The sequence below is a fragment of the Variovorax sp. UC122_21 genome (assembly GCF_044056785.1).
In the GTDB taxonomy this organism is placed as follows: Bacteria; Pseudomonadota; Gammaproteobacteria; order Burkholderiales; family Burkholderiaceae_C; genus Variovorax.
This window is the reverse complement of record NZ_CP172004.1, coordinates 3438474-3453091: the sequence shown is the minus strand read 5'-3', so window position 1 is coordinate 3453091 and position 14618 is coordinate 3438474. Positions and strand designations below refer to the sequence as shown.

13 protein-coding genes and 6 pseudogenes are annotated in these 14618 nt (G+C 70.1%); 14 read left to right on the top strand and 5 right to left on the bottom strand.

Going from position 1 to position 14618, the window contains the following annotated elements; all coding sequences use genetic code 11:
- Positions 1–183: 183 nt before the first annotated feature.
- The 5 genes and pseudogenes from macA (at position 184) to ACHMXE_RS28645 (ending at position 4716) form a co-directional block, all read left to right on the top strand.
- Positions 184–1350: a macrolide transporter subunit MacA gene (gene macA / locus ACHMXE_RS28665; protein WP_395347586.1), complete on the top strand. Its 1167-nt coding sequence runs from the start codon at positions 184–186 to the stop codon at positions 1348–1350.
- Positions 1347–1523: pseudogene (locus ACHMXE_RS28660) on the top strand (ATP-binding cassette domain-containing protein); the annotation flags it as partial. The gene macA and the pseudogene ACHMXE_RS28660, both read left to right, overlap by 4 nt.
- 721 nt (positions 1524–2244) lie before the next feature.
- Positions 2245–2801, top strand: a pseudogene (locus tag ACHMXE_RS28655) (ABC transporter permease); the annotation flags it as partial.
- Between the two features lie 108 nt (positions 2802–2909).
- Entirely contained in the window at positions 2910–3338 is a 429-nt protein-coding gene (locus ACHMXE_RS28650; RefSeq protein ID WP_395352846.1) for an FtsX-like permease family protein, read from the top strand.
- The gene (locus ACHMXE_RS28645; RefSeq protein ID WP_395347585.1) at positions 3331–4716 is read left to right on the top strand and encodes an efflux transporter outer membrane subunit; all 1386 of its coding nucleotides are present in this window, start codon (positions 3331–3333) and stop codon (positions 4714–4716) included. Before ACHMXE_RS28650 ends, ACHMXE_RS28645 begins: the two co-directional genes overlap by 8 nt.
- Before the next feature lie 4 nt (positions 4717–4720).
- Here the strand turns inward: ACHMXE_RS28645 and ACHMXE_RS28640 are convergent, their stop codons facing one another.
- The 3 genes and pseudogenes from ACHMXE_RS28640 to ACHMXE_RS28630 all read right to left on the bottom strand — a co-directional run.
- The gene (locus ACHMXE_RS28640) at positions 4721–5497 is read right to left on the bottom strand and encodes a glycosyltransferase family 2 protein (RefSeq protein ID WP_209544898.1); all 777 of its coding nucleotides are present in this window, start codon (positions 5495–5497) and stop codon (positions 4721–4723) included.
- Complete coding sequence (locus tag ACHMXE_RS28635; RefSeq protein ID WP_395347584.1) at positions 5464–5694, bottom strand: hypothetical protein; 231 nt, start codon at positions 5692–5694, stop codon at positions 5464–5466. Before ACHMXE_RS28635 ends, ACHMXE_RS28640 begins: the two co-directional genes overlap by 34 nt.
- A 53-nt stretch (positions 5695–5747) precedes the next feature.
- Positions 5748–5975, bottom strand: a pseudogene (locus ACHMXE_RS28630) (lysophospholipid acyltransferase family protein); the annotation flags it as partial.
- On the opposite strand from ACHMXE_RS28630, the gene ACHMXE_RS28625 reads away from it, so the two are divergent.
- Positions 5923–6090, top strand: a complete 168-nt coding sequence (locus tag ACHMXE_RS28625; RefSeq protein WP_395347583.1) for a hypothetical protein — start codon at positions 5923–5925, stop codon at positions 6088–6090. The pseudogene ACHMXE_RS28630 and the gene ACHMXE_RS28625 sit on opposite strands and share 53 nt — an antisense overlap.
- A gap of 207 nt (positions 6091–6297) precedes the next feature.
- On the opposite strand, the gene ACHMXE_RS28620 is transcribed toward ACHMXE_RS28625, so the two are convergent.
- Together ACHMXE_RS28620 and ACHMXE_RS28615 are read right to left on the bottom strand one after the other, a co-directional pair.
- Positions 6298–6915 carry a Rid family hydrolase gene (locus ACHMXE_RS28620; protein WP_395347581.1) on the bottom strand — a complete coding sequence of 206 codons (618 nt, stop codon included), beginning with the start codon at positions 6913–6915 and terminating at the stop codon, positions 6298–6300.
- Positions 6830–7195 (bottom strand): annotated as a pseudogene (locus ACHMXE_RS28615) (hypothetical protein); the annotation flags it as partial. The gene ACHMXE_RS28620 and the pseudogene ACHMXE_RS28615, both read right to left, overlap by 86 nt.
- A 391-nt stretch (positions 7196–7586) precedes the next feature.
- Here ACHMXE_RS28615 and ACHMXE_RS28610 point away from each other — a divergent pair.
- The 8 genes and pseudogenes from ACHMXE_RS28610 to rng all read left to right on the top strand — a co-directional run bounded on the left by ACHMXE_RS28610 (position 7587) and on the right by rng (position 14608).
- Positions 7587–8313: pseudogene (locus ACHMXE_RS28610) on the top strand (YebC/PmpR family DNA-binding transcriptional regulator).
- 57 nt (positions 8314–8370) lie between these two features.
- Positions 8371–9672, top strand: a pseudogene (gene purD / locus ACHMXE_RS28605) (phosphoribosylamine--glycine ligase).
- Positions 9672–10598 carry an oxygen-dependent coproporphyrinogen oxidase gene (gene hemF / locus ACHMXE_RS28600; RefSeq protein WP_395347580.1) on the top strand — a complete coding sequence of 309 codons (927 nt, stop codon included), beginning with the start codon at positions 9672–9674 and terminating at the stop codon, positions 10596–10598. Before purD ends, hemF begins: the two are co-directional and overlap by 1 nt.
- On the top strand, positions 10595–11221 hold the full coding sequence (nadD, locus tag ACHMXE_RS28595) for a nicotinate (nicotinamide) nucleotide adenylyltransferase (protein ID WP_395347578.1): 627 nt from the start codon (positions 10595–10597) through the stop codon (positions 11219–11221). Before hemF ends, nadD begins: the two co-directional genes overlap by 4 nt.
- Complete coding sequence (rsfS, locus tag ACHMXE_RS28590; protein ID WP_395347577.1) at positions 11221–11907, top strand: ribosome silencing factor; 687 nt, start codon at positions 11221–11223, stop codon at positions 11905–11907. The genes nadD and rsfS overlap by 1 nt, the downstream gene beginning before the upstream one ends.
- Positions 11904–12371 (top strand): 23S rRNA (pseudouridine(1915)-N(3))-methyltransferase RlmH, encoded by a 468-nt coding sequence (gene rlmH / locus ACHMXE_RS28585; RefSeq protein ID WP_395347576.1) that lies wholly within the window; start codon positions 11904–11906, stop codon positions 12369–12371. Before rsfS ends, rlmH begins: the two co-directional genes overlap by 4 nt.
- A gap of 73 nt (positions 12372–12444) precedes the next feature.
- Positions 12445–13056: a Maf family protein gene (locus ACHMXE_RS28580; protein ID WP_395347574.1), complete on the top strand. Its 612-nt coding sequence runs from the start codon at positions 12445–12447 to the stop codon at positions 13054–13056.
- Positions 13057–13081: 25 nt separating this feature from the next.
- Positions 13082–14608, top strand: coding sequence for a ribonuclease G (gene rng, locus ACHMXE_RS28575; protein WP_395347573.1), 1527 nt, complete (start codon positions 13082–13084; stop codon positions 14606–14608).
- Positions 14609–14618: the final 10 nt, after the last annotated feature.

The following is a 14618-nucleotide window of genomic DNA, read 5'->3' as shown; positions in this document are numbered from 1 at the left end:
GTCACGGTGACGAGGGCGGTGAGGGCGGTGAGGGCGATGGGGCGGAGTAACCCCGCGGCGGAACTCCGTCTTTAGGAACGCTTCAGACAGCGGGACTAGGATGACCCCATCCCTCCCGCATCGCGACCCGGCCGCAGAGCCCGGCGAATGCATCCCCCGCCCGTTCCACTTCCTTCCCGCTGCATGCCCCAGACTCCCCCCCGGCGTTCGCGCAAGCTCCTCTACGGCATCCTGGCCCTCGTCGTGCTCGGCATCGCGGCCGCGATCGTGCTCACGCCGGCCAAGAAACCCGAATACCTGACGGCGACGGTGCAGCGCGCCGACCTCGAGAACGCGGTGCTGGCCACCGGCGTGCTGCAGGCGCTGCGGCAGGTGGAGGTGGGCGCGCAGGTCACGGGCCAGCTCGAGTCGCTCAAGGTGTCGCTGGGCCAGACCGTCAAGAAGGGCGACTGGCTGGCCGAGATCGATCCCGCGATCTCGCAGAACACGCTGGCGCAGGAACAGGCCCGGCTCGACAACCTGCAGGCCCAGAAGGTGGCGAAGGAAGTGCGCGTGAAGCAGGCCGAGCTGGCCTGGGCGCGCCAGCGCGAGATGCTGGCGCAGGACGCCTCGGCGCGGCAGGACATGGAGAGCGCCGATGCCGAACTGCGCGCGCTGCGCGCCGACGCGGTGTCGCTCGACGCGCAGATCCGCCAGCAGCGCCTGGCCGTGTCCTCGGCCCAGACCAATCTCTCGTACACCCGCATCATCGCGCCCATCGACGGCGACGTGATCTCGATCAAGACGCTCGAGGGCCAGACCGTGGTGGCTTCGTTCCAGGTGCCCACGCTGATGACCCTGGCCGACCTGTCGACCATGACGATCAAGGCCCAGGTGTCAGAAGCCGACGTGGTGCGCGTGCGCGCCGGCCTGCCCGTCTACTTCACCATCCTCGGCGACCCCGACAAGCGCTACCACGGCACCCTGCGCGCGGTGCAGCCCTCGCCCGAGAAGATCAACAACGCGGTGTTCTTCAACGCGCTGTTCGACGTGCCGAACCCCGACCGCACCCTGCGCGTGGACATGACGGCCCAGGTCGCGATCATGCTCGGCGAGGCCAAGCAGGCGTTGACCGTGCCGCTGACCGCGCTCGGCAACCGCGACAAGGAGGGCCGCTACGAGGTGCGCGTGCTCAAGGCCGACCACACGCCCGAGACGCGCAAGGTGCGCACCGGCATCACCAACAACTTCCAGGCCCAGGTGCTCGAGGGGCTGAAGGAGGGCGACCGGGTCATCACCGGCGACGCCTCGGCCGTGGAACCTCGCGAGGGCGAGGCCAACGGCGGCGAGCGCCGCGGCAAGGGCCCATGACGCAGGCGCCACAGCAAGCCCTGCTGTCGCTGCGCGGCATCGGGCGCAGCTTCCCCTCGGGCGAGACGCGGGTGCAGGTGCTCGAGGACGTGAACCTTGACATCGGCCACGGCGAGATGCTCGCGATCGTCGGCGCCTCGGGCTCGGGCAAGTCGACGCTGATGAACATCCTCGGGCTGCCTCGACCGGCCCAGCAGCGGCAGCTACACGGTCTCGGGCCACGACGTGGGCACGCTCGACAGCGACGCGCTGGCCGAGCTGCGGCGCGAGCACTTCGGCTTCATCTTCCAGCGCTACCACCTGATGCAGCACCTGACGGCCACCGGCAACGTCGAGGTGCCGGCGGTGTACGCGGGCACCGACGGCGCGGCGCGCGAGGCGAGGGCGCGGCAGCTGCTCGCGCGACTCGGGCCTGGACGACCGCGGCGATCACCGGCCGAGCCAGCTCTCGGGCGGCCAGCAGCAGCGCGTGAGCATCGCGCGCGCGCTGATGAACGGCGGCCAGGTGATCCTGGCCGACGAGCCCACGGGCGCGCTCGACAGCCGCAGCGGCCAGGAGGTGATCGCGATCCTGCGCCAGCTGCATGCGCAGGGCCACACCATCATCATCGTGACCCACGACATGCAGGTGGCGAGCTGCACCGAACGCATCATCGAGATCGCCGACGGCCGCATCGTCGGCGACCGGCCCAACGTGCCGACCGTGCCCGCGCCCGAAGCCGCCGGCGGTGGCGAGGCACCACAGCCGGTGACCCGGCCCGCCACGGGCGGTCGGCTGAGCACCGGCTGGTCGCGCTTCGCCGAGGCCTTCCGCATGGCCTGGCGCTCGATGATGTCGCACCGCATAACGCACCGCGCTCACCATGCTGGGCATCGTGATCGGCATCACCTCGGGTGGTCTCGATCGTGGCGATCGGGGAGGGCGCCAAGCGCTTCGTGCTGTCCGACATCCGCGCCATCGGCACCAACGCGCTGGACATCTATCCGGGCCGCGACTTCGGCGACGACAAGGCGCAGAGCATCCGCACGCTGGTGCCGGCCGACCTGCAGGCGATCGCGGCGCAGCCCTTCGTGCACAGCGTGACGCCCGCCACCCATGCGCAGCCTGCGGGCTGCGCTACCGCAGCATCGACATCAACGGCAACGTCAACGGCGTCAGCGACAGCTACTTCGCGGTGCGCGACGTGCAGATGGCCAGCGGCATCGCCTTCAACGCCAACGACGTGCGGCACCAGTCGCAGGTGGTGGTGATCGACCAGAACACGCGCCGCAAGCTGTTCCCCGAGGGCGTGGACCCGCTCGGCAAGATCATCCTGGTCGGCAGCCTGCCGTGCACCGTGATCGGCGTGGCGCAGGAGAAGAAGAGCATGTTCGGCGAGAACAAGCAGCTCAACATCTGGCTGCCCTACAGCACGGCGGCGAGCCGGCTGTTCGGCCAGCAGCACTTCGACGGCATCACGGTGCGCATCCGCGACGAGCAGCCGACCAAGGCGGCCGAGGACGGCATCGTGAAGCTGCTGACCCTGCGCCACGGCGGCAAGGACTTCTTCACCTTCAACATGGACAGCATCGTGAAGACCGCCGAGCGCACCAGCCAGTCGCTGACCTTGCTGCTGTCGCTGATCGCGGTGATCTCGCTGGTGGTGGGCGGCATCGGCGTGATGAACATCATGCTGGTGTCGGTGACCGAGCGCACGCGCGAGATCGGCATCCGCATGGCGGTGGGCGCGCGCCAGAGCGACGTGCTGCAGCAGTTCCTGACCGAGGCCGTGTTGGTGTGCCTGGTCGGCGGGCTGATCGGTGTGCTGCTGTCCTATGGCATCAGCTTCCTGTTCTCCCTGTTCGTGAAGCAATGGCAGATGATCTTCTCGCTCGGTGCCGTGCTGTCGGCCTTCTTCTGCGCCTCGCTGATCGGCGTGCTGTTCGGCTACCTGCCGGCGCGCAACGCGGCGCGGCTCGACCCCATCGAGGCACTGGCCCGTGAGTAGCGCGCGCCTGCTCCCCGTGGCCCTGTCGGCGGCGCTGCTCGCGGCCGGCTGCACCGCGTTCCAGCCCGAGCGCCGGCCCGAGAAGCCGCTCGCGCTGCCCGCGGCCTGGCAGCAGCCGCAGTCGGGCAGCTCCAGCGCGGCGGCCGTGTTCCCCGCGAAGTGGTGGTCGACCTTCGGCGATCCGCGGCTCGATGCGCTGGTCGACCAGGCGCTGCAGGTCAACAACGACCTCGCGGCCGCCGGCATCCGGGTGCAGCGCGCGCAGCTGCAGGCCGGCCTGGCCGATACGAATCTCACGCCCGGCGTGGTCGGCCAGGCCGCCACCAGCCGCGGCTACGACCTGAAGCGCGGCGGCGTCGCAGGCTCGACTTCCAGCTCGCTCGTGACGCTGAGCTACGAGCTCGACCTCTGGGGCCGTCTCGCGGCGGTGCGCAGCGCGGCCGACTGGGAGCTCAAGGCGACCCAGTCCGACCGGCAGGCGGCGGCATTGGCGCTGGTCGCCACCACCGCCAATCTCTACTGGCAGACCGGCTACCTGAACCAGCGCATCGCGCTGAGCGAGGCCGGCATGGAAGACGCGCGGCGCATCGTGGCGCTGGTGCGCGCGCGCTACGAGGCCGGCGCGGTCTCGGGCCTCGACGTGGCGCAGGCCGGCCAGAACCTCGCGAGCCAGGAGGCGGCGCACACGCAACTGCTGCAGCAGCGCTTGGAAACGCGCAATGCGCTCGCGATCCTGTTCGACCGTCCGCCCGAGGTGGCGGCCGAGGAGCCCGCGAGCCTGCCCGACGCGGCGCTGCCCGCGATCGACGCGGGCCTGCCCGCCAGCCTGCTGGGTCGGCGCCCCGATCTGCGCGCGGCCGAGCAGCGGCTGCGTGGCGCGCTCGCCAATGTCGACGCGACGCGCACCGGCTTCTATCCGGCGCTGAGCCTCACGGGCTCGCTCGGCACCTCGAGCACCGCGCTGGGCGAACTGCTGCGCAACCCGGTCGCGACGCTGGGCGCGGGCCTGGCGCTGCCGTTCCTGCAATGGAACACGGCGCGGCTGACGGTGGCGGTGTCGCAGAGCCAGTACGAGGAAGCGGTGGTGGGCTTCCGGCAAGCGCTGTACACGTCGCTGTCGGAGGTGGAGAACGCGTTGTCGTCGCGCACGCAACTGCGCGACGAGAGCGCGAAGCCGATGGTGGCGCTGGAGCTGGCGCAGCGCGCCGAGCGGTTGTCGGAGGTGCGCTACCGCGCCGGGGCGACGGCGCTGCAGCCGGTGCTCGATGCGAAGGACCGGCGGCGCGCGGCCGAGGTGTCGCTGGCGCAGAACCGGGTCAACCAGCTCAACGCGACCATGACGCTCTACAAGGCGCTCGGCGGCGGTGCGCTGGAGTAGCTCGTCAGGGCTGGAACGGCGGTGCGCCGCGCAGCTTGCGCCACAGCAGGCCCGGCAGCCGCAGCACGAACTCCACCATCAGCCGCGTGTGCATCCAGGTCAGCAGCACGTTGTCGCGCCCGTAGCGGAAGTGCGAGACCCCGCCTTCCTCGGCCGTCAGGTACTTGACCGGTGCGTCGATGTTCACCGGCTTCACGCCGCGCCAGGCCAGCCGCACCACGGCCTCGGTGTCGAAGTCGAAGCGGCGCATCCAGGGCTGGCGCTGCATCACCGCGATCAGGTCCGTCACCGGATAGACGCGAAAGCCGTAGAGCGAATCGCCGACGCCGGCGAACAGCGTCTCGAGCTGCGTCCAGCCGTTGGAGACGCGGCGCCCGCGCACGCGCAGCAGCGGCGCGCTGGCGTCGAACACCGGGCGGCCCAGCACCATGGTCTCGGGCCGTGCCAGCGAGGCCTGCATGAAGGCGGGGATCAGCGGGGCCGGATGCTGGCCGTCGGAATCCATGGTGAGCGCATGCGTGAAGCCGGCGTCGCGCGCCGCGCGCAGCCCGTGCAGCACCGCCGCGCCCTTGCCCTGGTTCTCGGGCAGCAGCCACACGCGCAGGCCGGGGCGGTCGGCGGCCATCCGCTGCAGCCGCTCGCCGGTGCCGTCGTCGCTGCCGTCGACCACCACCCACACGGGGCTCCATTGCGCGAGCGCCGCCTCGACGGTGGAGAACAGGCGCTCGCCCGTGTTGTAGCTCGGGATCAGGACAAGGTGGGTGCGCGAGGCGTCTGGCATTCGGGAGATTCGGCGTCGGCGGCGCGCCGTTCCAGCTGGTGTCGGAAATATTGTTCGAGCTCGGATTGCAACACGTCGCTGTCCTGTGTCGGCGCGAAGCGCTGGCCCAGGCGCAGCTTGAACACGATCGGCAGCGGCGGCACGCGCCAGATCGGCCAGCCCTTGCCGAGGTAGGGCGAGTCGGTGTCGATGAACACGGTCGGATCGGTGCCTGCGCGAGCTTGGCGATCAGCGTGACGCCGGGGCGAAACGGATTGAGCGGCGGCGTGACGGTGCGCGTGCCTTCGGGAAAGATCACCAGCTGGCCGCCCTCGCGCAGGTCGGCCACCGCCAGCCGCACCATGGTGCGCGCCGATTCGTTGCTGATGTAGCGCGCCAGCCGCGCGCCCGCGCCCAGGAAGATGTTGTGCAGCAGCTCGGCCTTCATGATGCAGGCGCTGCGCGGCAGCCGCGCCACCAGCAGCAGCGCGTCGAGCATGGTGGGGTGGTTGGCCACGAAGATCACGCCGGGCTCGTCGCGCAGCGCATCGAGGCAGCTCGCGTCGATGCGCATCATGCCGGTGACCGAGGCCAGGCCCCAGAAGGTCCGGTAGGCGAAGGCGATGGTGGCGCGGCCCAGCGCGCGCGCCGGCTTCACCGGCATCACCGGGTAGATCAGCATCGCGAAGGCGTTCCAGACCAGCGAGATCACGCCGAGGAACAGCAGCAGCGCATAGAGCATCAGCGCAAGCGGGACGGCCGTGAGAGTGCGCCAGCACGCGGAGGATCATCGGGAAGGGGTGGGGGCTGCCGTTCGAGCGTCAGTCCCGCCGCCGCCCGGGGGCGGTGGCATGGGCTTCGATCTCGACCAGCAGGTCGCCGCGGCAGATGTCGGCCTCGAGGTATACCGCGCCGCGCACCATCGGCGCGTCGGACCCGAGCGCGTCTTCGAGCACGCCGCGCACGGCTTCGAGATCGGCCGGGTGGCGCACGTAGACCACGCCGTCGAGCGCGGCCAGCGAGAAGCGCGCCGATCCCTGCGCGTTGGCGGCGGTCACCACGGCCTCGAGGTTGCGCAGCGTCTCGCGGGTCTGCTCGCGCACGTCGCCGCGGTGTACGGTTTCGTGGCCGACGATGCTCGCGGTGCCCGAGATGAACAGCGCGCAACGGTCGTCGCCGATGTCGGCCAGCGCCGCGCGCGAGAAGGTGGGCGCGCGCGGCCCGTAGGTCGAGGGATAGCGGTAGGCCGAGACCTGGCGCGGGTTCTCGATCGGCAGCGGGGCGCGGGCGCCCGGCCAGGAAGCGCACCGACAGCGCGCCGCGGTGGATGCCCAGCGCGCAGGCGGCCGGCGCGCCCTCGAAGGCGGCGCGGCCGGCTTCGAGGAAGGCGTCCTGCCGACCCAGGTTGAACTGGCGGTAGCGCTCGAGCCCGCCGCCATCGCCGTTGATCTGCGGCAGGTAGTTCCAGATCCGCAGCGGATGGGCGATGCCGCTCTGGTCGAGCGTGGCGAACAGGTCGCGGTAGGCGCGGTGGGCCAGCTCGGCCAGGCCCTGCTTCTCGACGCTTTCGTCGAGGTCGATCGCGCCCAGCAGCCAGTGCTCGTCGGCGCGCCAGCGCACGAGGCCGGTGCGGCCGGTCCGCACGGCCGGCCCGGTGGCATGCCAGACGTCGGCGACGGCGCCGCGCGCCGAGAGCACGCTGGCGTCGACCGGCGGCATCCACTCGATGCGGTCGGGCGTGCCGTAGCCGATGGCGGCGAAGGGCGCCGGTCCGTCGGCGGCCAGCGCGAGGCTGTCCGCGAACGACAGGCGCTCCACGCGCAGGGAGGAGGAAGAGGAGGAGGGTGTTTCGCCCTGGAAGCGCACGATCAGGAAGCCTTTGCGAGGGGATCGGGGCCTGCCTGCGGGCGGTCCGCCCCGGTCGCGCGCGAGGCGTGGCGGGTGGGCAGCAGCGTCGGATGTCCCGACCCGGCGAAAGGCAATGGCGTCATCGAGGGATTATCACCAAAAGGTTTGACCGGCCCGCCCGGCCGCGCCGCCGGTCCGTTGTGCGCGCCGGACAGTAAACTCGCAGCCTGCTTCGAAAACACAGGACAGCGAGAGAAAAGCCATGGCCGGACACAGCAAATGGGCAAATATTCAGCACCGGAAGGGCCGGCAGGACGAAAAAAGAGGAAAGCTCTGGACCCGCGCCATCCGTGAAATCATGGTGGCGGCCCGGGCCGGCGGCGGCGACCTGAGCGCCAACCCCCCGCCTGCGGCTGGCGGTCGAGAAGGCCAAGGCGGTCAACCTGCCCGCCGACACGGTCAAGCGCAACATCGACAAGGCCACGGGCAATCTCGAAGGCGTCAACTACGAAGAAATTCGTTACGAAGGGTACGGCATCGGCGGCGCGGCGATCATCGTCGACACCATGACCGACAACCGCGTGCGCACCGTGGCCGAAGTTCGCCACGCCTTCGCCAAGCACGGCGGCAACATGGGCACCGAGGGCTCGGTCGCCTTCCAGTTCAAGCATTGCGGCCAGTTCGTCTTCGCTCCGGGCACGGATGAAGACAAGGTGATGGAAGTGGCGCTCGAGGCCGGTGCCGAAGACGTCGTGACCGACGACGACGGCGCCATCGAGGTGATCACCGCGCCCGGCGACTTCGAGGCGGTGAAGAACGCGCTCGAGGCGGCGGGCCTGAAGCCCGAGGTGGCCGAGGTCACGATGCGGGCCGAGAACACCATCGACGTGACCGGCGAGGACGCCGCGAAGATGCAGAAGCTGCTCGACGTGCTCGAGGACCTCGACGACGTGCAGGAGGTCTATCACAACGCCTCGCTGTCCGAATGAGGGCCGGCACCCGGCAGCAGCAATGATGGAAAGAACACAGCGTATGAAGGCCCGAGAATGAAGGTACTGGTGATTGGGGGAGGGGGCCGCGAACACGCCCTGGCATGGCGGCTGGCGCAGGCCGTCCGGGGTGAGCCGCATCTACGTGGCGCCCGGCAATGGCGGAACGGTCACCGACCCGCGCTACGACAGCATCGACATCACCGAGCCCGCCGCGCTGCGCGAGTGGGCGATCAAGGAAAAGATCGCGCTGACGGTGGTCGGGCCCGAGGCCCCACTGGCCGCGGGCGTGGTCGACGAGTTCCGCGCGCACGGCCTGCGCATCTTCGGCCCGACCAAGGCGGCCGCCCAGCTCGAGAGCTCGAAGGCCTTCTCCAAGGCCTTCATGAAGCGCCACAAGATCCCGACGGCCGAGTACGAGGCCTTCACCGACGCCGCCGCCGCCCATGCCTACATCGACGCCAAGGGCGCGCCGATCGTGGTCAAGGCCGACGGCCTGGCTGCCGGCAAGGGCGTGGTCGTGGCCATGACCGCGCAGGAAGCGCACGACGCGGTCGACTTCATGCTGGTCGACAACAAGTTCGGCGTGTCGCACAACGAAGGCGGCGCGCGCGTCGTGATCGAGGAGTTCCTGCAGGGCGAGGAAGCCAGCTTCATCGTGCTGTGCGACGGCAAGAACGTGACCGCGCTGGCCACCAGCCAGGACCACAAGCGCCTGCTCGACAACGACGAGGGCCCCAACACCGGCGGCATGGGCGCCTACTCGCCCGCGCCCGTGGTCACGGCCGAGGTGCATGCGCGCGCGATGCGCGAGATCATCCTGCCGACCATCCGCGGCATGGAGAAGGACGGCATTCCGTACACCGGCTTCCTCTACGCCGGCCTGATGATCGACGCCCAGGGCCATCCCAAGACGCTCGAGTTCAACTGCCGCATGGGCGACCCCGAGACCCAGCCGATCATGATGCGGCTGAAGTCCGACCTGTTCGAGGTCTTCTGGCACGCCACCGACGGCACGCTCGACCAGGTCGAGCTGCAGTGGACCGCCGCGTCGCGCTCGGCGTGGTGATGGCCGCGCACGGCTATCCGCTCTCGCCGCGCAAGGGCGACCGCATCGACGGCATTCCCGCCGAGGCGCCCGATGCCGTGGTGTTCCATGCCGGCACCACCGTGAAAGACGGCGAACTCCAGACCAGCGGCGGCCGCGTGCTCTGCGTGACCGTGCTGGCCGACAGCGTGAAGCTCGCGCAGCAGCGCGCCTACGAAGTGGCGGCGCGAGTGCGCTTCGACGGCGCCCAGTACCGCCGCGACATCGGCTTCCGTGCCGTGCAGGCGCGCAGCCACGGCACCAACGGTTGATGCAGCGGCAACCCTCCGATCCCCAGGCGGTCGGCGACTATCTGCGCGGGCTGCAGCAATCCATCGTCGCCGCGGTCGAGGCGGCCGATGGCGGCACCGCGGTGCGCGATGCCTGGCACAAGGCGCCCGACGAGCCGCTGCAGGGCAGCGGACTCACCTGCATCCTCGAAGGCGGCGAGCTGTTCGAGCGCGCGGGCTGCGGCTTCTCGCAGGTGCGCGGGCCGAAGCTGCCTCCGTCGGCCACGCAGAACCGGCCCGAGCTGGCCGGCGCGCCCTTCGAGGCGATGGGCGTGTCGCTGGTGTTCCACCCGCGCAACCCCTATGTGCCGATCGTCCACATGAACGTGCGCATGCTGGCCGCACTGCCGGCCGGCGGCGAGCCGGTCTGCTGGTTCGGCGGCGGCATGGACCTCACGCCCTGCTACGGCTTCGAAGACGACGCGGTGCATTTCCACACCGTCTGCCGCGATGCGCTCGCGCCCTTCGGCGAGGACAAGTACCCGCGCTTCAAGACCTGGTGCGACGAGTATTTCTTCCTCAAGCACCGCAACGAGCAGCGCGGCATCGGCGGCATCTTCTTCGACGACTTCGCCGAGGGTGGCGTCGACAACGGCTTCGCGCTGATCCGCTCGGTCGGCGATGCCTTCCTGCCGGCCTACCTGCCGCTGGTGGAACGCCGCCGCGACATGGCCTGGGGCGAGCGCGAACGCGCCTTCCAACTCTACCGGCGCGGCCGCTACGTCGAGTTCAACCTCGTGTGGGACCGCGGCACGCACTTCGGGCTGCAGTCGGGCGGGCGCACCGAATCGATCCTGCTGTCGATGCCGCCGCAGGCGAGCTGGGCCTACCGCCGCGAGCCCGAGCCGGGTTCGCCCGAGGCGGCGCTCTACAGCGACTTCATCGTGCGCCGCGCGTGGCTGCCGTGAACGTCCCGAAGAACGCGCCGCGCATCGGCGTGTTCGGCGGCGCCTTCGATCCGCCGCACAACGCCCATGTGGCGCTCGCGCGGGCCGCGCTCGAGCAACTGGGCCTCGAAGCGCTCTACGTCTTCCCGACCGGGCATGCCTGGCACAAGGTGCGCGAACTCACGGCCGCGAAAGACCGCCTGGCGATGGCGCAGCTGGCCTTCGGCGACATCCCGGGCGTGGTGGTCGATTCGCGCGAGATGCTGCGCGACGGCCCCACCTACACCATCGACACCCTGCACGAACTGCGGCAGGCGCGGCCCGATGCCGAGCTGGTGCTGGTCATGGGCGCCGACCAGGCGCGGGCCCTGCCGAGCTGGCACGGCTGGCAGGATATACTCGCGGTCGCTACTATTTCTGTAGCGTATCGCGCACTATCGACGGCCGACACCGCCCGTTTTGATCCGAATACACTGCCCGGCCTCCCGGCTGGCGCGCGTTTCGAGGCGCTCGAACTGCCTGCCATGGACATCAGCGCCACCGACATCCGGCGGCGTGCGTCGCTGGGCGAGGAGATTTCCTCACTGGTTCCGTCCACGGTTGCACGCTATATTGACCAACACTTCCTCTATCGCCCTGCCTGATGACCACTGAAGCCGCCGCCAAGAAAGACACCCAGAAACTCCAGCGAGCCATCATCGATGGGCTCGAAGACGTCAAGGCGCAGGACATCCAGGTATTCGACACCGAGCATCTCTCGCCGCTGTTCGAGCGCGTGATCGTGGCCTCGGGCACCTCGAACCGCCAGACCAAGGCGCTGGCCGCGAGCGTGCGCGACGCGGTGCGCGATGCCGGCTTCGGCAAGCCGCGCGTGGAAGGCGAGGAAAACGGCGAGTGGATCATCGTGGACTGCGGACAGGCCGTCGCGCACATCATGCAGCCGGCGATCCGCCAGTACTACCACCTCGAGGAAATCTGGGGCGACAAGCCCGTGCGCCTGAAGCTCGGCGCCAGCAAGCCGGCCCGCGCCTCCGAGGACAAGGAAGCCAAGCCCGCGGCCGCCAAGGCGCCGACCTCGCTGCGCCGCGCGAGCGCCGCCAAGACCGCGATCCGTGCCGCCGAGCGCGAGGCCAAGGAAGCCAAGGCCGCGCCGAAGAAGGCGGCGGGCAAGACAGGCGCCAAGACCGCAGCGAAGAAGGCACCGGCCAAGAAGGCCCCGGTGGTGGTGGTCGGCAAGCCCGTGGCCAAGAAGGCCGCCGCCAAGAAGACCGTTGCCAAGCCCGCGGCGAAGAAGGCACCCGCGCGCAAGACCGCTTCGCGCGGCGCATGAAGCTGCTGGTGGTTGCAGTCGGGCAGCGCATGCCCGACTGGGCACAGACTGCCTGGGACGACTACGCCAAGCGCTTCCCGCCCGAACTCAAGCTCGAACTGCGCGCGGTCAAGACCGAGCCGCGCGGTTCCAAGTCGCTCGAGACCCTCTACGCCGCCGAACGCGAACGCATCGAGGCCGCCATCGCGCGCGGCATGCGCATCGTGGTGCTCGACGAGCGTGGCACCGCGCTGACCACCAAGGCCCTGGCCGTGCGGCTGCAGAGCTGGCAGGGCGAGGGCGACGACGTCGCGCTGGTGATCGGCGGCCCCGACGGGCTCGACCCGGCCTTCAAGGCCGCGGCCCACGAGCGCATCCGCCTGTCCGACCTGACCCTGCCGCATGCGATGGCGCGCGTGCTGCTGGTGGAGCAGCTCTACCGCGCATGGTCGGTCAACGCGGGCCATCCCTACCACCGCGAATGAGCGGCGCGGCGAGGGCCTCGCCGCGTCCTCGCATCGACCCCGTCCTTTCTTCCGCACCCCAGGAACGACCGCCGTGCCGACCACTCCGACCTTCCTCTATCTCGCCTCGCAGAGCCCGCGCCGCGCCCAGTTGCTCGGCCAGCTCGGCGTGCGCCATGAACTGCTGCTGGCCGCCGACGACGAAGACGCCGAGGCGCTCGAGACCGTGCTGTCCGGCGAATCGCCCACTGGCTATGTGCAGCGCGTGACGGCGCTCAAGCTCGATGCCGCCGTGGCGCGTCTGCGTCGCCGCGGCCTGGCCGATGCGCCCGTGCTGTGCGCAGACACCACGGTGGCGCTGGGCCGCACCATCCTCGGCAAGCCCGAGGACGCGCGCGATGCCGAGCGCATGCTGGCGTTGCTGTCGGGCGCCACGCACCGCGTGCTGACCGCCGTGGCGCTGCAGCAGGGCCGCCGCCGGCAGGCCGCGCTCAGCGTGTCGCGCGTGCGCTTCGCGACGATGACCCGTGCGCAGATCCGCCGCTACGTCGAAGGCGGCGAGCCGCTGGGCAAGGCTGGCGCCTATGGCATCCAGGGCGCGGCGGCTGCCTTCGTCGAGCACATCGCCGGCTCCTATTCGGGCATCATGGGCCTCCCCATGTTCGAGACCGCGCAACTGCTGCGGCGCGCCGGTTTCCCCACTTGAGACAACCGAGACAACCGAGAACTCCATGCAAGACATCCTGATCAACTGGTCCCCGCAGGAGACCCGCGTGGCGGTGGTCGAGCACGGCGCGGTGCAGGAGCTGCACGTCGAGCGCACGCTCGAGCGCGGACTGGTCGGCAACATCTACCTGGGCAAGGTCTCGCGCGTGCTGCCGGGCATGCAGTCGGCCTTCATCGACATCGGCCTCGAACGCACCGCCTTCCTGCACGTGGCCGACATCGTCGCGCCGTTCACGCCGGGCTCGCGGCCCAGCGCCGCGCCGGCCGAACGCGACCACCGCAATGGCGGCACCATGGTGCCGATCGAGAAGCAGGTGTTCGAGGGCCAATCGCTGCTGGTGCAGGTCATCAAGGACCCGATCGGCACCAAGGGCGCGCGGCTGTCGACGCAGATCAGCATCGCGGGCCGGCTGCTCGTGTTCCTGCCGCAGGACAACCACATCGGCGTGTCGCAGAAGATCCCGGCCGACCTGCGCGATGCGCTGCGCTCGCGCATGCTCGCGCTGATCGAGGCCGCCGCGGCCGCCGACAGCGGCGGCGTGGTGCCCGAGAACACCGGCGGCTTCATCCTGCGCACCAACGGCGAGGACTCGACCGACGCCGAGCTCGCCGACGACATCGCCTACCTGCGCAAGACCTGGTCGCGCATCCGCGAGGCCTCGACGCAGCTGCCGCCGATGTCGCTGCTGCACCAGGACCTGAGCCTCTTGCAGCGGGTGCTGCGCGACCTCACCACCGAGGACACGCAGACCATCCGCATCGATTCGCGCGAGCAGTTCGAGCTGCTGCTGAAGTTCGGCCTCGAGTTCATGCCCAAGGCATCCGGCAAGTTGCAGCACTACCGCGGCGAGCGGCCGATCTTCGACCTCTATTCGGTCGACGAGGAGATCGCGCGCGCGCTCGGGCGCCGGGTCGATCTCAAGTCGGGCGGCTACCTCGTGGTCGACCAGACCGAGGCGCTGACCACCATCGACGTGAACACCGGCGGCTTCGTCGGCGCCCGCAACTTCGACGACACCATCTTCAAGACCAACCTCGAGGCGGCGCAGGCCATCGCGCGCCAACTGCGGCTGCGCAACCTGGGCGGGATCATCATCGTCGACTTCATCGACATGGCGCGCGACGACCATCGCGAGCAGGTGCTCGGCGAGTTCCGCAAGCAGCTCGCGCGCGACCGCGTGAAGACCACGGCCGGCGGCTTCTCGCAGCTCGGCCTGGTCGAGATGACGCGCAAGCGCACGCGCGAATCGCTGGCCCACATGCTGTGCGAGCCCTGCGTGGCCTGCGGCGGCCAGGGCATCGTGAAGACCGCGCGCAGCGTGGCCTACGACGTGATGCGCGAGATCCTGCGCGAGGCGCGGCAGTTCACGCCACGCGAATTCCGCATCGTCTCGTCGCCGCAGGTGATCGAGCTGTTCCTCGACGAGGAGAGCCAGCACCTGGCCGGGCTCAGCGACTTCATCGGCAAGCCGATCTCGCTGCAGGCCGAGCCGGCGATCGGGCAGGGGCAGTACGACATCGTGCTGCTCTGAGCCCTTAGTC

What these genes read in the sequence shown, in the direction of transcription:
- macA (WP_395347586.1), top strand. Translation starts at nt 184, where the DNA reads ATGCCCCAGACTCCCCCCCGGCGTTCGCGCAAGCTCCTCTACGGCATC.
- ACHMXE_RS28650 (WP_395352846.1), top strand. Translation starts at nt 2,910, where the DNA reads ATGGACAGCATCGTGAAGACCGCCGAGCGCACCAGCCAGTCGCTGACC.
- ACHMXE_RS28640 (WP_209544898.1), bottom strand. Translation starts at nt 5,497, where the DNA reads ATGCCAGACGCCTCGCGCACCCACCTTGTCCTGATCCCGAGCTACAAC.
- ACHMXE_RS28625 (WP_395347583.1), top strand. Translation starts at nt 5,923, where the DNA reads ATGATGCAGGCGCTGCGCGGCAGCCGCGCCACCAGCAGCAGCGCGTCG.
- ACHMXE_RS28620 (WP_395347581.1), bottom strand. Translation starts at nt 6,915, where the DNA reads ATGGCGGCGGGCTCGAGCGCTACCGCCAGTTCAACCTGGGTCGGCAGG.
- hemF (WP_395347580.1), top strand. Translation starts at nt 9,672, where the DNA reads ATGCAGCGGCAACCCTCCGATCCCCAGGCGGTCGGCGACTATCTGCGC.
- rsfS (WP_395347577.1), top strand. Translation starts at nt 11,221, where the DNA reads ATGACCACTGAAGCCGCCGCCAAGAAAGACACCCAGAAACTCCAGCGA.
- rlmH (WP_395347576.1), top strand. Translation starts at nt 11,904, where the DNA reads ATGAAGCTGCTGGTGGTTGCAGTCGGGCAGCGCATGCCCGACTGGGCA.
- rng (WP_395347573.1), top strand. Translation starts at nt 13,082, where the DNA reads ATGCAAGACATCCTGATCAACTGGTCCCCGCAGGAGACCCGCGTGGCG.